This is a genomic window from Nocardia sp. IFM 10818 (genome assembly GCF_054655275.1).
In genome coordinates this window covers 713,914-729,021 of sequence record NZ_BAAHJH010000001.1, presented here as the reverse complement: position 1 = coordinate 729,021, position 15,108 = coordinate 713,914, and the positions used below count along the sequence as shown (strand labels likewise).

Sequence of the window (15,108 nt, the reverse complement as noted above, 5' to 3'; positions counted from 1 at the left end):
CTATTTGACCGTTCGCTCGTAGTCCTCGGCCAGTTCGATCTGGGTGCGGATCTTCTCCTGCAGTTCCGGATTCCAGTCGGGGGGTTCGGCTATGGCGCTCCAGCCGTCGAGCACCAGGGAGCCGTAGCGGTGGCCGTGGCCGTCGCTGACGCCCTGGGCATTGGTGAGGTCGGCCGCCACCTGCCAGAAGGTGACCACCGGCCACCAGCGCATCTGTGAGGACACGTCCGAGCCGCGCGGCTCGGAGAGCCAATCCGGCTGGGAGAACAGCAGATCCGAGGACCACCAGACAATGGGGTCGGAGGGGTGCATGAGGTAGGCGATGCGGGGGCGGCGCCAATCCGGTGACGGCTTGGCGAGATCCGTTGCCTGGGCGGCGAAACGGACCACCAGGCCATCGGCGTAGATGGGGTCGACCTCGCGGGTGCCGGGATCGCGGCGGGAGACGAATTGCTCCCACAGGACATTGGAATTGGGCGGGCCCACCCACAGCGCGCCGTCCACCTTCGAGCGCAGGTCCGCCAGACCGGAGAAGGCGGATTCCGAGCCCTGCGAGCCCAGGCTCTCGCCGTACACCAGCAGTTTCGGCCGGGCTTCGGGCGGGCGGGCCGACCAGCGCGCGTACACGGCGTCGAACATCTTCTTACCGGCCACGGCCACCTTCTGCCGGTCCGCCAGGAAGGACAGCACACTCGGCAGATACGAGTACTGCGAGGCGAGGATGGCGGTGTCGCCGCCGTACATGTACTCCAGTGCGGCGGCGCTCATGGAATTGACCCAGCCGGTGCCGGTGGTGGTGACAATGGCGAGAACCTTCCGGTCGAAGGCCCCCGTCCGTTCCAGTTCGGCGACCGCGAGATCTTCCTGGGTGGTGTTCGCACCCGCTGATTCGAGACCGACATAGACGCGGATGGGTTCGCGCGCGGGCTTGCCGGTGACCGCGCCGATGAGCAGCGGGTCGGGGCCGTGCGAGACGAACCAGCGGCCCTCCGAGCCGAGGGTCTCCCATTTCGCCAGCGACTGCGGGCTGCCGGAGCGTTCCGGCTCCGTCGGCTGCACCGCGTAGTCGGTCATCTCGTCATTCCGCACGCTGAACGCGGAGTTGGCCACCGACCAGAAAGCGGTGGTCGCAACGCCGTTGAACAGCGTGACCAGCAGCACCGTGAGCAGCAGCGCCCCGGTGGCCGGCGCCAGCGCGGGCGGCACCCGCACCCAGCGGCTGAGCTGGCGGGCAATGAAGCGCACCAGTTCCCGCAGTGTGCGGTACACCGCCACCACCAGCGCGCCCACCACGAAGCTGAGCCCGCCGGTGCGCAGGTAGGCGGCGCGGGAACTGGTCTCGTCCATGCCCATGAGGTGGTAGATCTCGCGCTGCCAGTCGGCGGAGAGCACCAGCATGTAGGCGGCGGCCAGCGCGCAGGTGAGCACCACGGCCACCTTCACGCTGTAGCGCACCCACTCCGGCGGGGTGCCGATCTTCAGCCGGGGGCGAATCCAGGTGCGGAACAACCACTCCAGCACGCAGCCGACGCCGTAGCCGAGGGCGGCGTTCACACCGCTGATCAGGCCCTGGAACAGCCAGTCGCGCGGGAGCAGCGAGGGCGTGACCGACCAGGCGAAGAACACCGTCGCCACCACCAGGCCGACGTGATTGAGGTCGATGATCGCCTCGACGCGGCGTGCGACCCGCGCGATCCGCCGCCCCCAGCCGTGCCGGAACACCGCGGCGCCGCGAGTGCGCAGCCGCGTGAGGGCGTCAGCGGTGTCGAGCACCCGTCAAGTATGGCCGTCCACCGCTGGAATCCGGGGACCCCGGCCTGTGACAACCCGCATGATCACCGGTGCGCCGGTATCGCCGCCCCGGTCGCACGGCATCTACCCATGGCACTCGAGTAGTTGTACGGGGTCCGCCGGCGCCCCGGCTCGCCAGACTCGGAAACCATGAGCACGCCCAGCGCACAGACCAAGAGCACCACGGCTTTTCTGGCCCAGGCCATGATCGCGTTCGGAATCAGCTTCTCCGCCATCGTCATCGGCATCGTCAACCTCCCCCTGGACTTCTGGCAGCGCGGATTCCTGCTGATGTCCACCCTTTTCCTGGTGAGCAGCTGCTTCACCCTCGCCAAGGTCATCCGCGACCAACACGAATCCTCGAAGGTGCACAGCCGCATAGACGAAGCCCGCCTGGAAAAGCTGATGGCCGAACACGATCCGTTCAAAGTCCCCTGAAAACGACTCACCCCGCCGAGTCCGGTGATCACGAGGGGTCCGAACCCGGCGGGGTGAGTCATGCGTGCAGGTTCGAGGGTCTCGAGGGGCACCGACCCTCATAGGGTTCAGGGCTCGTCCTCGAGCACCCCACCGCCATCGGGGGTTTCAGGGCTCGCCCCTGAGCATCCCACCACCATCGGGGGTTTCAGGGCTCGCCCCTGAGCATCCCACCACCATCGGGGGTTTCAGGGCTCGCCCCTGAGCACCCCACCACCATCCGGGGTTTCAGGGCTCACCCCTGAGCACCCCACCACGATCGGGGGTTTCAGGGGCTCGCTCCTGAGCACCCCACCACCATCCGGGGTTTCAGGGGCTTGCCCCTGAGAGTTACGAGAGTTGGTCAGTGCTCGAAGGCCCCGAAGAGCGCGGGCAGCGTCGCTTCGAAGGTGGAGCGCAGTTCGTTCAGGGTCACCGAGAACTGGCCCTGCACCTCGACGGAGTCGGAACCCTGGTCGACCACGCCGATGCGCACCCACGGCAGTTCGCGGGCATCGCACATCTTGGTGAAGCGGGTCTCCTCCGACCGCGGCACCGCGACCAGCACGCGCCCGGCGGATTCGGAGAACAGCGTCACGAACGGGTCCGCGCCCTCGGGAATGATGATGCGGCAAGCGGTTTCACCGGCCAGCGCGGCCTCCACCACGGCCTGCGCGAGCCCGCCCTCGGACAGGTCGTGCGCGGCGGAGATCATGCCGTCGCGGGATCCGGCGGTGAGGATCTCGGCGAGCAGCTGCTCCCGGGCCAGGTCCACCTTGGGCGGCACGCCACCCAGGTGATCGTGCTCGACCTGCGCCCAGATGGAGCCGTCGAACTCGTCGCGGGTCTCGCCCAGCAGGATGAGCGTCTCGCCGGGCTCGGTGCCCAGCCCGGTCGGGATGCGGCGGTGCACATCGTCGATCACGCCCAGCACGCCCACCACGGGGGTCGGCAGAATGGCGGTCTGCCCGGTCTGGTTGTAGAAGGACACATTGCCGCCGGTGACCGGAATGCCCAGGGCCGCACAGCCGTCCGCGAGACCGCGCACGGCCTGCTGGAACTGCCACATGACGCCCGGATCCTCCGGCGAGCCGAAGTTCAGGCAGTTGGTGACGGCCTTCGGGGTGGCGCCGGTGGTGGCGACATTGCGGAAGGCCTCGGCCAGCGCCAGCTGCGCGCCGGTGTAGGGATCCAGCTTGGTGTAGCGGCCGGAGGCGTCGGTGGCCAGCGCGATGCCGCGGCCGGACTCCTCGTCGATGCGGATGACGCCGGCGTCGGCGTGCTCGGCGAGCACGGTATTGCCGCGCACGTAGCGGTCGTACTGCTCGGTGATCCACTTGCGCGAGCACAGCTGCGGGCTGGCGATCATCTTCAGCAGCGTGGCGCGCAGCTCGTCACCGGTCTCGGGCCGGTTCAGCCCGGCGGCGGTGTCGGCGTTCAGCGCGTCCTGGTCGGCCGGGCGCTGCACGGGCCGCTCGTAGACCGGGCCGTGGTGGGCGACGGTGCGCGGCGGCACATCCACGACGGTCTCGCCGTGCCAGGTGATCTGCAGGTGCTCGCCGTCGGTGACCTCGCCGATGACGGTGGCGGTGACATCCCACTTCTGGCAGATCTCCATGAAGCGATCCACGTTCGCGGGCGCGACGACCGCGCACATGCGTTCCTGGGATTCGCTGGAAAGGATCTCGGCCGGAGTCATATTGGCCGCGCGCAGCGGCACCCGGTCCAGCTCGATGTGCATACCGCCGTCGCCGGCGGCCGCCAGTTCGGAGGTGGCGCACGACAGCCCGGCGCCGCCGAGGTCCTGGATGCCCACGACCACACCGGAGTGGTACAGCTCCAGACAGCACTCGATGAGCACCTTCTCGGTGAACGGATCGCCCACCTGCACGCTCGGCAGCTTCTTACGGCCGGAACCGGATTCGTCGCCGGAGAAGGTGTCCGAGGCCAGCACGGACACGCCGCCGATGCCGTCCAGGCCGGTGCGCGCGCCGAACAGAATGACCTTGTTGCCCTTGCCGGAGGCGAAGGCCAGCTTCAGGTCCTCGACCCGCATGACGCCCGCGCACAGCGCGTTGACGAGCGGATTGCCCTGGTAGGAGGCGTCGAAGACGGTCTCGCCGCCCACATTCGGCAGGCCGAGGGAGTTGCCGTAGCCGCCGATGCCGCGCACCACGCCGTCCACCACGCGCCGGGTGTCCGGGTGATCGGCGGCGCCGAAGCGCAGCTGGTCCATGACCGCGATGGGCCGCGCGCCCATGGCCATGATGTCGCGGACGATGCCGCCGACGCCGGTGGCCGCGCCCTGATACGGCTCCACATAGGAGGGATGGTTGTGCGATTCCACCTTGAAGGTGACCGCCCAGCCGTCGCCGATATCCACCACGCCCGCGTTCTCGCCGATACCGGCGAGCATGGAGGAGCGCATTTCCTCGGTGGTGGTCTCCCCGAAGTAGCGCAGGTGCACCTTCGAGGACTTGTACGAGCAGTGCTCGGACCACATCACCGAGTACATCGCCAGCTCGGCATCCGTGGGCCGGCGGCCCAGAATCTCCTTGATGCGGGCGTATTCGTCGTCCTTGAGGCCGAGTTCCTTATAGGGCTGCGGGCTGTCCGGGTTGGCCGCGGCGTTGCTGACGGTATCGACGTGGCTGCTCACGGGAATACCAGAGTCCTTTCGGCCGGGCAGGCGGAACCGAGTGCCGGCGTTGCTAGGAAGTCGGCGAGATACAGCGGTGAGTCTAATTGCCTCCTAATCAGTGCCTTCGCCCACCCGCGACTGTGTCCGGCAGCACACCGGCAGCACACCGCCGTGCGTTTAACCCCCGGTGGGGACGGGCAGCTACGCTTCACCCGTGAGCGATCGATCCGGGCTAGCGGATCCGGCCGAGAAGCCCGTGACCGCGCAAAAGGGGAATGCAGGGCTGACGCCGAAGCAGACGAAGTTGCTGCTGATCGCGGTGGCGCTGTTCGTGGTGTCCGCACTCGTCAGCTATTTCGCCAAGTTCTGGCACGGCTACATCGACCTACAGGTGTACCGCAACGGCGCTCGCGCCTGGCTGGACGACAAGGACCTGTACGGGCCCATGCCGCAGGTGTTCGGCATCGGGCTGCCGTTCACCTATCCGCCGCTGGCGGCGCTGTTCTTCGCACCGCTGGCGATCATGTCGCTACCGGTCGCCTCCTGGGCGGTGCTGGCGACCTCCATCGCCTCGCTCGGGCTCACGCTGTGGGTGGTGCTGGATCGGCTGCGGCCGAGCATGGACCGGATCACGCGGCTGGCCATCGTGATCGGCGCGGTGGCGCTGCTGCAACTGCTGGAGCCGATTCGCCAGACCTACGGGTTCGGTCAGATCAATCTGGTGCTGATGGCGGCCATCACGCTGGATTGCCTGGTGCGCAAGCCGTTCTGGCCGCGCGGCATGCTCATCGGCATCGCGGTGTCGGTGAAGCTGACCCCCGCCGGATATCTGCTGTACTTCGTGCTGCGCAAGGACTGGCGGGGCGCGGTCACGCTGGTGCTGTCGGCGGTCGCCGCGGTGGGCGTGGGATTCGCGGTCTTCCCGAAGGATTCGGTGCAGTACTGGTTCCATACCCTGACCGATACCGGCCGCATCGGCCCGCCGTACTTCGCGGGCAATCAGTCGCTGAAGGGCTTCGCCTTCCGGCTCGGGGTCTCCGATTCGGCGGCCACGCTCATCTGGGTGGCGCTCTCGCTGCTGGCGGTCGCCTTGGCGGCCGTCTGGATGAAGCGGCTGTTCGACAATGGGGCCGACACCGCCGCGCTCATGGTGAATGCCGCTGCGGTGCTGCTGGTTTCCCCGGTGTCCTGGTCGCACCACTGGGTGTGGATCGCCCCGGCGCTCATCGTGGCCGCCGACGCCATCGCCAACGGCCGCCGCAGCCGGTTGTATCTCGGCACGGTCGGCCTGGCGCTGGTCATGTTCGCCATCGGGCCGCAGTGGGTGCTACCGCACAACACCGATCGCGAACTCGACTGGTCCTGGTGGCAGCAGATCATCGGGAGCAGCTATGTGCTGTTCACATTGGCGATCTTCGTCGCCGCCGTGCTGACCTACCACCCGGCAGCCAAAGGGCCCGCGGCCCAAGGGGGTGTGGGGGCTTAGCCCCCACATGATCTCCCCTACCTCGGAGCATCCGGGGTGAGGAACGCCGCCAGCGCCGCCGCGTAGGCGGGAACGTCTGCCGCGCCCATCATTTCGCGCGCGGAGTGCATGGCCAGCTGCGCCGCGCCCACGTCGACGGTCGGCATGCCGGTGCGGGCGGCCGTCATGGGTCCGATGGTCGATCCGCAGGGCAGGTCGGCGCGGTGGACGTAGCGCTGCAACGGCACATCGGCCTGCGCGCAGGCCAGCGCGAATGCGCCCGCGCCGGTCGCGTCGGTGGCGTAGCGCAAGTTCTGGTTGACCTTCAGCACCGGCCCGCCATTGACCTCGATGCGATGCGAGGGCTCGTGCCGGTCCGGGTAGTTCGGATGCGTCGCGTGCGCCATATCCCCGGAGGCGCAGACGGATCCGGCCAGTGCGGCCAGGTATTCGGCGCGCCCGCCGCCGCGGGTCAGCACGATGCGCTCCAGCACCGTGGGCAGCAGCCCGGATTGGGCGCCGCGATCGGACTGGCTGCCGACCTCCTCGTGATCGAACATGGCCAGCACCGGCACCGCCACCCCGGGCTCGTCGATGGCCGCGAGGAAGGCGCGCAGCCCGGCGTAGCAGGTGCCCTGATTGTCCAGGCGGGGCGCGCTCACCAGATCCAGATCGCGGCCGATCAGCTTGGACGGCACCAGATCATGGGTCATGAGCTCCCAGCCGAGCACCGCGCCCGGTTCGATCCCGGAACGCTCGGCGATGAACGCCATGAACGAGCGCGGTTCCCCGCCGATCCCCCACACCGCGTTCACGTGCCGCTGCGGGTCGAGGGTGACCCCGCGCCGGTCCTCGGACAGGTGGATGGCCAGCTGCGGCACCCGCAGAATGGGTTCGTCTATGCGAATCAACCGTTCCCGCACCACATTTCCGTCCCGCACCGAGAGCCGTCCGGAAATGCCGAGGTCGCGGTCGAGCCAGGAGTTGAGCCAGGCCCCGCCATAGGGTTCCAGCCCGACCATCTGCCAGCCCGCCACCGCGGTGTCGGGATGCTGTTTCACCCGCAGGTTGGGGCTGTCGGTGTGCGCGCCGACCACGCGGAAGGGGGTCGCCTGCCCGGTGCGGAAACCGGTGGGCGCGCCCGGGCCGCCGTCGGCCCAGGCGACCAGCGAGCCGCCGCGCACCACGTAGTAGCGGCCCGCGCTGCTGGAGGGCCAGGGCGCGGACTCCGAGAGTCTGGTGAAGCCGTGGTCGTCGAGTTCCGCGGCGACGGTGCGGCACACGTGGAACGGCGACGGGGAGGCATCGATGAATTCACACAGTCCGGCGGCGGTAGCGGTGGTCTCGGCAACTGGCATGCCGCAATCCTAAGCATTCCCAGTTCAGTTTCTTCCTATCCGGTTGCCCAATCGGCGGCGCGCCCGGCGGGTCCTTCGGAAGCGTCTGGGAATTACCGCATTTCGCAGACTGGTAATAACCAGTATTCGGAGTGTGGGCGCGCTCAGGCGCCGCGGGCCGGTACCGGAACGGCCTCGGCGACCTGTTCGAGCAGGCGCACCAGCTCCAGATAGTCCTGCGCGCCGAGGCGGCGGCGCAGATCGGCCTCGGCTCGCACCTCTTCGGCGCGCACCTCCTCGACCAGCTCCACCCCGCGCCGGCTCAGGCCGATGAGAATGCGGCGGCGATCGTCGGCGGCGGCGACCCGGAAGATGAGACCGCGTTCGGCCAGGTGATCGGCGTGCCGGGTGGCGGAGGAGGGCGGCAGCTGGGCCCGCGCGGCCAGCTCACTCATGGTGATACCGGTTTCCGGGGACAGATTGGTCAGCATGCACCATTGATCGGCCGTCAGCCGCCTGGCACACAGGGCCGCGTCAAGGTGACGAAGCCAACTGCGCTCGGCGGCACGCAGCGCCCGATGCAGGGTGGAAATGCCACCTAGAATTGTCGCCATATTTCCCGCCCGTCAAATCACAGCTCGAACGAGGGGAAGAGTAACCGATGACCCCGTTCGGCGGGAATCCCGAAAACAGTATCGAGGTCCTCAACATAGTTCCGCAGCAAGGACCGGGCGGTATCTTCGCGCCCTCCTGCGAGGCCGCCATTTCTCTCGCGGTGGAAGAAATCAACGGCGGGAGCGGAATTCTCGGACGGGAATTGCGGGTCACCCACCTCGACGGCGGCCGCGCACCCGAGGAGGTGGCGCGGGAGGTCTCGGCCCTGCTGGCGACGGGCATGGTGCACGCCATCACCGGCTGGCACACCTCGGCCGTGCGCCGGGCCGTCAGCCGGGCCAATGCCGGGCGGGTGCCGTATCTGTTCGCCACCGATCACGAGGGCGTGGACCGGCCGCCACCAGGCCTTTTCCTGGTCGGATCGGATCCGGGACGGCAGATCCTGCCCGCCCTGCGCTGGCTGCGGCACGAGCTGGGCGCGCGGCGGTGGGCGATCATCGGCAACGATTACGTGTGGCCGCGGCGCACCGCGGAAGTGGTGCGCGCCGAATTGACCGACCGCTACGGGGAGTCGGCGCCGTCGCTGCCGCTGGAGCGGTTCGTACCACTGGGCACCGAGGATTTCACCGATTTCCTCGCCGATCCCCGGGTGGATCTGGTGGATGGGGTGATCGTGCTGCTGGTGGGCGCGGATGTGGCGCGGTTCAACAAGCAGTTCCACCATTTCGGGCGCGATGAGCGGCAGCTGCGGGTGAGCCCCGCGGTGGACGACAATGTGCTGCTCGGCGCCGGTCGCGGGGCGAACCGGAATCTGTATGTGCCGTCGAGCTTCTTCGTCAACGGGCCCGAGGGGCGCGAGCGCGCCGAGCGCTACCGGCGGCTGCACGGCGCGTTCGCCCCGGCGCTCACCAACTTCAGCAATACCGAGTACGAGGCCGTGCACACGCTCCATGCACTGGCCAAGGCCGCCGGATCGTTGGAAGTACCGCAGGTACATGCCGCGGTGAACGAGGGAACAACCCTGGAAACTCCCTCGGGCGGAATTGGTTTCGACGGCAACCAAGTGGTGCGGCCGACCTATATCGCCCGCGCCGAGGGAGTCGAGTTCGATATCCTCGACAGGATTTGCTAGGGGAGTGAGGACTCCCCACTCAGGGGTGCGGGGACTCCCGGCTAAGAGGGCGTGAGGACTCCCCACTCAGGGGTGCGGGGACTCCCGGCTAAGGGGGTGTGGGGGACTCCCCCACTAAGGGGGTATGGGGGTTTAACCCCCACCCCCTTCTCCCTCAGGCGGAGACGAGCGCGTCCAGCACGGACAGGAACATCCCCAGCCCATCGTCGCTGGGTCCGGTCAGCGGCTCGGTGGCGTGCTCCGGATGCGGCATCAGGCCGACCACGCGACCATTGGCCGAGGACACACCGGCGATGCCGCGCTGCGAACCGTTCGGGTTGTCGCCCGCGTAGCGGAACACGACCCGCCCTTCGCCCTCGAGCTCGTCGAGCACGGCCGCGGAGGCCTGATAGCGACCCTCACCGGACTTGAGCGGCACCAGGATCTGCGCACCCGGCTCGTACCGCGAGGTCCACGCGGAATCCGCGGATTCGACGGTCAGCCACTGGTCGCGGCAGATGAAGTGCAGGCCCTCGTTGCGGGTGAGCGCACCCGGCAGCAGACCCGCCTCGCAGAGGATCTGGAAACCGTTGCAGATGCCCAGCACCGGCATGCCCTGGCCGGCCGCCTGCACGACCTCGCCCATGACCGGCGCGAACTTGGCGATGGCCCCGGTGCGCAGGTAGTCGCCGTAGGAGAAGCCGCCGGGCACGATGACCGCGTCGACGCCCTTCAGATCGGCGTCGGCGTGCCACAGGGCGACCGCCTCGGCGCCGGCGAGCCGGGCCGCGCGGGCGGCGTCGACATCGTCGAGCGTGCCCGGGAAGGTGATGACTCCGATGCGTGCGCTCACAGCCGGACGACCTTCCAGTCCTCGATGACGGTATTGGCCAGCAGCGATTCGGCGATCTGCTCGAGTTCGGCGTCGCTCACGTCATCGGCAACGTCGAGTTCGAATCGCTTGCCCTGCCGCACATCCGAGATTCCGGGGTGCCCCAGGCGCCCCAGTGCGCCGACAATGGCCTGACCCTGCGGATCCAGGATTTCGGCCTTCGGCATCACCTCGACAACGACACGTGCCACGCGTTGCTCCTCAGCTGGTGGGGCGGCGCCCGGGCCTACGACTGGCCGAGCGGGGGTTCCGCTGATCAGGGTAGTTGGCGATGGTTGCGCGCGCGCCGCCGGGTCACGCCGGTCGTGGTGTGCGACACACCGCCCGGCGACTACCGTTGCGAACATGCGCATAGCCCATTTCGGACACTCATGCATTCTCGTGGAGTTGAACGGCGCGAAGATCCTTTTCGATCCGGGCACTTTCTCGCACGGCTTCGAGGGCATTACCGGGCTGGACGCCATTGCCGTCACCCACCAGCATCCCGATCACATCGACCCGAACCGCATCGGCGCCCTGATCGAGGCCAATCCGCAGGCTCAGCTGCTCGCGGACCCGCAGACCGCGGCATCACGGGAGGAGCCCTGGCAGGGGGTGCACGCGGGCAACGTCCTGAAAGTCGGAAACGTTCAGATCACCGGAGGCGGCGGCCGGCACGCGGTCATCCATCCGGAAATCCCGGTCATCGACAACACCGTGTTCCAGCTCGGCACCCCGGAGGATCCGGCCCAATTCGTCCATCCCGGCGATTCCCTGTGGGTTCCGCCGGTCGATGTCGGCGTGCTGGCCATTCCCGCCGCCGCCCCGTGGATGCGGATCAGTGAAGCGGTGGATTACCTGCGCGCGGTGAACCCCCGCACCGCTTTTCCCATTCATTTCGGCATCATCGCTCCGGAAGCGCAGGGCATCTATTTCGGTCGTTTGAACGAAATGGCTCCGGCCGGTACCGATTTCAAGGTGATCGAGGCCGAGGACCACACCGAGTTCTGATCGAAAACCACCGTCCCGCATATCCTTCCGATATTCCGATCAATGCGGGGCGACGGATTCCCGGGCGCGAGCGCCGGCCTCGCGCTGCTGGAGTTCGCGCAGGCGCGCGCCCTCGACGTCGATATCGGGGACGATCCGGCTCAGCCAGTTCGGCATCCACCAGGCGGCCTTGCCCATGAGCACCAGCAGGGCGGGGATGAGGATCATGCGGACGATGAAGGCGTCGAGCAGGACGCCGGCGGCGAGGGCGAAGCCCATGGATTTGGCGCTGGCGTCGGGTTCCATGATGAAGGAGCCGAAGACGAAGATCATGATGATGGCGGCCGAGGTGACCACGCGGGCGCCGTGGTGGTAACCCTTGATCATGGCCTCGGTGGGCTCCTCGCCGTGCACGTATTCCTCGCGCATGCGGGTCACCAGGAAGACCTGGTAGTCCATGGCGAGGCCGAATACCAAGCCGATCAACATGATCGGCATGAAGCTGATGATCGGGCGCGGTTCCTCGATGAGGCCGAACTTGCCCTCCTGGAAGATCAAGACAGTGGCGCCGAAGGTGGCGGCCATGGACAGCAGGAAGCCCAGCGCCGCCGTCAAAGGCACCAGCACCGAACGGAATACGGCGATCAGCAGCAGGAAGGCCGCACCGGCGACAATGGCCAGGTAGGGCACGATCTTGCCGAGCAGCACGTGGTCGATATCGGCGTAAATGGCCGTGGTGCCGGTGATTCCGTACTGCATGCCGTAATCGGATCTGAATTGCGCCTCGGCGTCGCGGGCCTCGCGCACCAGGTCCTTGGTCTCCTGGTTGTTGGGCCCGGTCTTGGGCACGCCCTCGAACTGCGCGCCCTGACCGTCCTCGCTCCAGGTCGGCTCGGTCACGTAGTTCATATCCGGATAAGAGGCGAGCCTGTCGCGCAGCGCCGTCACCGCCGTCTGCCGCTGCTCGGCCGGGGTGCCGGACAGATCCACCGCGATCTGCAGCACGCCGTTGCTGCCCTCGCCGAAGCCCTGCGTGCGCAATTCGTAGGCCTTGCGGATGGTGGAGGTCTTGGGCATCGAATCCTCGCCCGGCAGACCGAGATTCATCTTGGCGGCGGGCACGGCCAGCAGGCCGAGCACCACCACGCTGAGCACCAGCGCGACCCACGGCAGCTTGCCGATCAGCTGCCCGACCCGCATGCCATTGGTGACGTGGGTGTCGTCCTCCGGGTCGTACTTGGCGATGAGCGGCAGCTGGGGTTTGAACAGGAACCGCCCGAACGCGCCGAGCAGCGCGGGCATGAGCGTGAGCGCGACCAGCACCGCGAATCCGGCCGCGACCGCGCCGCCCAGACCCATGAAGGTCAGAAAGCGCACGCCCACGATGCTCAGGCCGACCAGCGCGATGATCACGGTCAGACCGGCGAACACCACCGCCGACCCGGCCGTGCCGAGCGCCACGCCCGCGGCTTCCTCAGGTGAATCCTGCACGGACAGTTCGTGTTTGTAACGGGACACGATGAACAGCGCGTAGTCGATGGACAGCGCGATGCCGATCATGGAGGCCAGGAAGGTGGTGAAGCTCGGCACCGACAGCACCGAGGTGCCCAGGAAGATCAGCGAGGTCGCCGCGCCCAGGCCCACGATGGCGGTGATGATGGGCACGAAGGCCGCCACGATGGCGCCGAAGCAGATGATCATGACTATGAAGGCGAAGCCCATGCCGATCATCTCGGACTTACCGCTGGGCTGCTGCTGTTCCATGGCGATGGTGCCGGACAGTTCGACCGTCAGCCCGGCCCCCCGCGCACCGTCGGCAACGTCGTAGGCGGCCTTGCGATCATCGGCGGTGACATCGGCGAAGTTCTCGAGGGTGAACGGAACACTCAGAATGGCAACGGAATCCGGATTCTCCCTATTGAGCACGTTCAGCGGTGCGTTGGAGCACTTGGAGACGAACTCGCTGGAGTTGCGATCACCGTCCAGGCACCCCATTTCCTGGGCGGCGGCAATGGGATCGGTGATCGGTTTGCTGTGATCGACGATCCCCAGCCCCTCCAGCTGCTGGATGAGCCCCTTGATCGCCTGCTGGTTGGCGTCGTCGGTGAGCTTGGTCCCTGTCGGCGCGCCGATCACGTAAACACCGGTGACCGCGTCGAACTTGTACGCCTGCGACATGCCCGGGAAGTGCTTGTCCAGAATCTCGGTGGCGCGTTCCGATGGCAGGTTCGGGATGTCGAAGTCATTGCTCATCGGCTTCTGCAGGGCGGCGCCGAGGCCGCCGAGCAGCATGAAGAGCAATAGCCAGATCGGCAGCACGATCCACTTGCGTCGATACGCGAACCTGCCCCACCGGTACAGATAGACGGACACGAGCATCTCCTAGCGGTCGCCGGATAGCGCTTTCGGTCAGTCGTGCACTCGTTACGTGAGTTTGCTACTTGATAGCCACCGTATCAAGTCGTCCGGCGGTAAGAAGCCAGGAACAGCGCCTCGGCCAGGGCCATGTGCTCGATCTCGGTCGGATCGACACTCTCGTTCGGGGCATGGATGAGGCACTTCGGTTCTTCCACACCCATCAACATGATCTCCGCGTCCGGGTAGGTGTCGGCGAAGACATTGCAGAGCGGGATGGATCCGCCCTGGCCCTGGGTGGTGGCGGGGCGGCCGTAGGAGGCCTCGAAGGCGGCCTCCATGGCGGTGCGGGCCGGACCGCCGGTGGCGGAGCGGAAGGGTGCGCCGGTGGCCTCCTTCTCGACGGTGACCTTGGCGTTCCAGGGTGTGTTCGATTCGAGGTGGGCGGTCAGGGCTTTCAGCGCCTGCTGCGGATCGATGCCGGGTGGGATGCGCAGGTTGATGCGCGCCGCCGCGCGGGGCTGAATGGCGGCCGCGGAGCCGACCACCCCGGGCGCGTCGATGCCGAGGACGGTCAAAGCCGGTCGGGCCCAGAGCATATCGGCGACAGTGCCGGAGCCGACCAGATCGACGCCGTCGAGAACGCCCGCATCGGCGCGGAATTGATCCTCCGGGTACTGGACGCCGTCCCACTTCTGGTCATTGCTCAGACCGGAAACGGTGGTGTTGCCGTCCTTGTCGCGCAGGGTGGCCAGCACGTGGATGAGGGCCGCGAGGGCGTCGGGGGCCGCGCCGCCGAACATGCCGGAATGCATTTCCCCGGCGAGGGTTTCGATGGTGACCACGACATTCACATTGCCGCGCAGGGTTTCGGTGAAGGTCGGCACGCCGACGGCGAAATTGCCGCAGTCGCAGACCAGAATGGTGTCGGCGCGCAGCAGGTCGGCGTGCCCGGGGACGAAGTCCTCCAGCCCGCCGGCGCCCTGCTCCTCGGAACCCTCGGCGACGAGGGTGATTCCCACCGGGTAGTCGTCACCGCCGATCTGCCGCAGCGCGCGCAGGGCGGTCAGATGCATGATGATATTGCCCTTGCAGTCGGCCGCGCCCCGGCCGTACCAGCGGCCGTCCTTTTCGGTGAGCTGCCATACCGGTGTGCGCCAAGCCTTTTCGTCCAGCGGCGGCTGCACGTCGTAGTGACAGTAGAGCAGCACGTGCGGCGCTCCGGGCGGGCCGGGACGCCGCGCCACCACGGCCTTGCTGCCGTCGGAGGTCTCGTGCAGCCCCACATCGGTGAGCCCTTCGGCGGCGAAGGCGTCGGCCACCCACCGCGCGGCCTTCTCGCATTCCTCGATCGGGAACTGCCGCGCGTCGTACACCGACTTGTACGAAACCAGTTCGGCGAGATCCTGTTTCGCGCGCGGCATGAGGCCCTGCACGGCGGCGCGGAGCTCTTTCTCGGTCATTCACGTCTCCTGT

Annotated in this window: 12 protein-coding genes; 4 read left to right on the top strand and 8 right to left on the bottom strand. The window is 67.6% G+C overall.

The window, feature by feature from the left end; all coding sequences use genetic code 11:
* A complete protein-coding gene (locus ACYQ5L_RS03540; RefSeq protein WP_459955439.1) occupies positions 1-1,773 on the bottom strand; it encodes an alpha/beta hydrolase in 1,773 nt (590 codons plus the stop codon).
* Positions 1,774-1,941: 168 nt separating this feature from the next.
* Here ACYQ5L_RS03540 and ACYQ5L_RS03535 point away from each other — a divergent pair, with 168 nt between their 5' ends.
* A complete protein-coding gene (locus ACYQ5L_RS03535; RefSeq protein ID WP_379192595.1) occupies positions 1,942-2,229 on the top strand; it encodes a YiaA/YiaB family inner membrane protein in 288 nt (95 codons plus the stop codon).
* A 382-nt stretch (positions 2,230-2,611) separates the two neighbouring features.
* Here ACYQ5L_RS03535 and purL read toward each other — a convergent pair whose 3' ends face one another.
* Positions 2,612-4,906, bottom strand: a complete 2,295-nt coding sequence (gene purL / locus ACYQ5L_RS03530) for a phosphoribosylformylglycinamidine synthase subunit PurL (RefSeq protein WP_459955434.1) — start codon at positions 4,904-4,906, stop codon at positions 2,612-2,614.
* Between the two features lie 196 nt (positions 4,907-5,102).
* Between purL and ACYQ5L_RS03525 the strand changes: the two genes are divergently transcribed.
* Positions 5,103-6,374 (top strand): glycosyltransferase 87 family protein, encoded by a 1,272-nt coding sequence (locus ACYQ5L_RS03525; protein ID WP_459955432.1) that lies wholly within the window; start codon positions 5,103-5,105, stop codon positions 6,372-6,374.
* Between the two features lie 17 nt (positions 6,375-6,391).
* On the opposite strand, the gene ACYQ5L_RS03520 is transcribed toward ACYQ5L_RS03525, so the two are convergent.
* Both ACYQ5L_RS03520 and ACYQ5L_RS03515 read right to left on the bottom strand, forming a co-directional pair.
* A complete protein-coding gene (locus ACYQ5L_RS03520) occupies positions 6,392-7,711 on the bottom strand; it encodes a M18 family aminopeptidase (protein ID WP_459955430.1) in 1,320 nt (439 codons plus the stop codon).
* Between the two features lie 143 nt (positions 7,712-7,854).
* Positions 7,855-8,304 carry a MarR family winged helix-turn-helix transcriptional regulator gene (locus tag ACYQ5L_RS03515; protein ID WP_459955427.1) on the bottom strand — a complete coding sequence of 150 codons (450 nt, stop codon included), beginning with the start codon at positions 8,302-8,304 and terminating at the stop codon, positions 7,855-7,857.
* Positions 8,305-8,351: 47 nt separating this feature from the next.
* Between ACYQ5L_RS03515 and ACYQ5L_RS03510 the strand changes: the two genes are divergently transcribed.
* Positions 8,352-9,437, top strand: a complete 1,086-nt coding sequence (locus ACYQ5L_RS03510) for a substrate-binding domain-containing protein (RefSeq protein ID WP_459955426.1) — start codon at positions 8,352-8,354, stop codon at positions 9,435-9,437.
* A gap of 154 nt (positions 9,438-9,591) precedes the next feature.
* Here ACYQ5L_RS03510 and purQ read toward each other — a convergent pair whose 3' ends face one another.
* Positions 9,592-10,269 (bottom strand): phosphoribosylformylglycinamidine synthase subunit PurQ, encoded by a 678-nt coding sequence (purQ, locus tag ACYQ5L_RS03505; protein ID WP_459955425.1) that lies wholly within the window; start codon positions 10,267-10,269, stop codon positions 9,592-9,594.
* Positions 10,266-10,499, bottom strand: coding sequence for a phosphoribosylformylglycinamidine synthase subunit PurS (purS, locus tag ACYQ5L_RS03500; RefSeq protein WP_067531202.1), 234 nt, complete (start codon positions 10,497-10,499; stop codon positions 10,266-10,268). The genes purQ and purS overlap by 4 nt, the downstream gene beginning before the upstream one ends.
* 154 nt (positions 10,500-10,653) lie before the next feature.
* Between purS and ACYQ5L_RS03495 the strand changes: the two genes are divergently transcribed.
* Positions 10,654-11,298, top strand: a complete 645-nt coding sequence (locus ACYQ5L_RS03495) for an MBL fold metallo-hydrolase (RefSeq protein WP_459955424.1) — start codon at positions 10,654-10,656, stop codon at positions 11,296-11,298.
* 39 nt (positions 11,299-11,337) lie between these two features.
* Here the strand turns inward: ACYQ5L_RS03495 and ACYQ5L_RS03490 are convergent, their stop codons facing one another.
* Together ACYQ5L_RS03490 and ACYQ5L_RS03485 are read right to left on the bottom strand one after the other, a co-directional pair.
* Positions 11,338-13,650 carry an MMPL family transporter gene (locus ACYQ5L_RS03490; RefSeq protein WP_459955423.1) on the bottom strand — a complete coding sequence of 771 codons (2,313 nt, stop codon included), beginning with the start codon at positions 13,648-13,650 and terminating at the stop codon, positions 11,338-11,340.
* An 83-nt stretch (positions 13,651-13,733) separates the two neighbouring features.
* Entirely contained in the window at positions 13,734-15,095 is a 1,362-nt protein-coding gene (locus ACYQ5L_RS03485) for a dipeptidase (RefSeq protein WP_459955421.1), read from the bottom strand.
* Positions 15,096-15,108: the final 13 nt, after the last annotated feature.

Bases quoted from the DNA above. Each gene is read 5' to 3' on its own strand.
- ACYQ5L_RS03520 (WP_459955430.1), bottom strand. From the start codon at position 7,711: ATGCCAGTTGCCGAGACCACCGCTACCGCCGCCGGACTGTGTGAATTC.
- ACYQ5L_RS03510 (WP_459955426.1), top strand. From the start codon at position 8,352: ATGACCCCGTTCGGCGGGAATCCCGAAAACAGTATCGAGGTCCTCAAC.
- ACYQ5L_RS03495 (WP_459955424.1), top strand. From the start codon at position 10,654: ATGCGCATAGCCCATTTCGGACACTCATGCATTCTCGTGGAGTTGAAC.
- ACYQ5L_RS03485 (WP_459955421.1), bottom strand. From the start codon at position 15,095: ATGACCGAGAAAGAGCTCCGCGCCGCCGTGCAGGGCCTCATGCCGCGC.
- ACYQ5L_RS03535 (WP_379192595.1), top strand. From the start codon at position 1,942: ATGAGCACGCCCAGCGCACAGACCAAGAGCACCACGGCTTTTCTGGCC.
- ACYQ5L_RS03515 (WP_459955427.1), bottom strand. From the start codon at position 8,304: ATGGCGACAATTCTAGGTGGCATTTCCACCCTGCATCGGGCGCTGCGT.